3 protein-coding genes are annotated in these 1,791 nt (G+C 71.2%); 2 read left to right on the forward strand and 1 reads right to left on the reverse strand.

All coding sequences use genetic code 11. From position 1 onward, the window contains the following. The coding region (locus FV228_RS28620; protein ID WP_147857572.1) for a LysR family transcriptional regulator at positions 1-802 on the reverse strand (802 nt) is incomplete at its 3' end. 99 nt (positions 803-901) lie between these two features. On the opposite strand from FV228_RS28620, the gene FV228_RS28625 reads away from it, so the two are divergent. Together FV228_RS28625 and FV228_RS28630 are read left to right on the forward strand one after the other, a co-directional pair. Next, complete coding sequence (locus FV228_RS28625) at positions 902-1,528, forward strand: YceI family protein (RefSeq protein ID WP_147857573.1); 627 nt, start codon at positions 902-904, stop codon at positions 1,526-1,528. A gap of 28 nt (positions 1,529-1,556) precedes the next feature. Then, on the forward strand, positions 1,557-1,791 hold a 235-nt coding region (locus FV228_RS28630; protein WP_187277951.1), incomplete at its 3' end, for a cytochrome b/b6 domain-containing protein.

The raw sequence follows: 1,791 nt of genomic DNA on the forward strand, positions 1-1,791 counted from the left end.
GGGCCAGCACGCGCACGAGCTGGCCCGCCGCGACCGCCCGGGCGGCCACGAGGCTCGGGATATGGCCGATCCCGGCCCCTGCCAGGGTCAGGCGGTGGACGGTCGCGAAATCGCTGACCCGGATGGCCGGGCTCATGACGACCTGCTCGGACTGGCCGCGCCCATCGGTGAGGGGCAGGGCCCCCGAGCCCAGCCGCTCCTGGGAGAGGATCAGGTCGTGGCCGTGCAGCCCGGCCAGGTCGGCCGGCGCGGGACGGCGCAGCAGGTAGGCGGGCGCGGCGTAGAGGCCGACCGCCAGGGTCGCCAGGACGACGGCCCGGTAGCCGGTCTCCTCCGCGCCGCCCAGCCGCAGGGCGAGGTCGATCCGGTTGGCCGCCAGGTCGAGGCGGGCATCGGTGTTCAGCATCTCGACCGTGATCTGCGGATAGGCCGCCCGGAAGCTCGCGACGATCTCGGGCATCACCTCGATCCCGAAGTCGATGGAGGTGGTCATCCGCAGGTGCCCGGCCGGCACCGTCCGGGCGTCGCGGGCGGTCTCGGCGGCCTCGTCGAGCAGGGCCAGGCTCTCGTGGGCCTTGGCGTAGAACGCCAGGCCCTCCGCGGTGGGCGAGACCGCCCGGGAGGTTCGGGCCATCAGCCGGGTGCCGAGCGCCCGTTCCAGCCGGGAGAGGCGCCGGCTGACGCTGCCCTTGGTTTCCCGCAGGCTCGCGGCCGCGGCCGTGACGGTGCCGAGATCGACGACCGTGCAGAAGGCGCGCACGTCGTCGAGTCCGCCCTGGAAGGTTTCCGTTCTCGCAACCATGGGGTTCCGGATAGCAGGCTCAACCGCGGCCGTGAACGGGTCTACAGCGCTGCTGCGGCGCACCGAATCGCGCATGATCGTCACCTGTAGGAGACACCCTTGAAGTCGATTCTCGCCTCCGGCCTTCTGGCTTTCCTGATCGCCACCCCGGTCTTGGTCGCCACTCCGGTCCTGGCCCAGACCCCGCCGACCCGCGACCCGGCCCAGATCCAGGCCGGCGCCTACGCGGTCGATCCCAACCACACCCAGGTCGGCTGGCGGGTCTCCCATATGGGCTTCTCGAACTATGCCGGCGGCTTCTCGGACGTGTCCGGGACCCTCGACCTGCAGCCCAAGAACCCGGCGGCCGCGAAGCTGTCGATCAAGATCCCGGTCGCCTCGGTGACCACGACAAGCGCCAAGCTCACCGACGAGCTGAAGGGCGACCAGTGGCTCGACGCGGGCAAGTTCCCCGAGATGACTTTCGTGTCCACCAAGGTCACCCCCGAGGGGAAGGACAAGGCGAAGGTGGCCGGCAACCTCACGCTGCATGGCGTGACCAAGCCGGTGACGCTGGACGTCACCCTGGTCGGGGCCGGCGTGAACCCGCTGAGCAAGAAGGTCACGGTCGGCTTCGACGCCACCGGCACGCTCAAGCGCTCCGAGTTCGGGGTGAAGACCTACGTGCCGCTGATCGGCGACGACCTGCACCTGACCATCGCGGGCGCCTTCGAGCGGCAGGACTGACCCGGAACTCCGGGACGGGAGGATGGTCATGGCACCCGACTCAGCGGCGCGGCGCTACTCCGCGGTGGCCATCCTGCTGCACTGGGCGAGCGCGCTGGGCGTGCTCGCCCTGATCGGCATGGGCCTGACCATGACGCATGCCGGGCTGGCGCCGATGCGCCTGTTCCCGCTCTACCAGTGGCACAAGTCGGTCGGGATCACCGTGCTGGTCCTGACCGGCCTGCGCCTGGCCTGGCGGCTGGCCCACCGGCCGCCGCCGCACC

Origin of the sequence: Methylobacterium sp. WL18, assembly GCF_008040015.1 — a bacterium.
GTDB classification, from domain to species: domain Bacteria; phylum Pseudomonadota; class Alphaproteobacteria; order Rhizobiales; family Beijerinckiaceae; genus Methylobacterium; species Methylobacterium mesophilicum.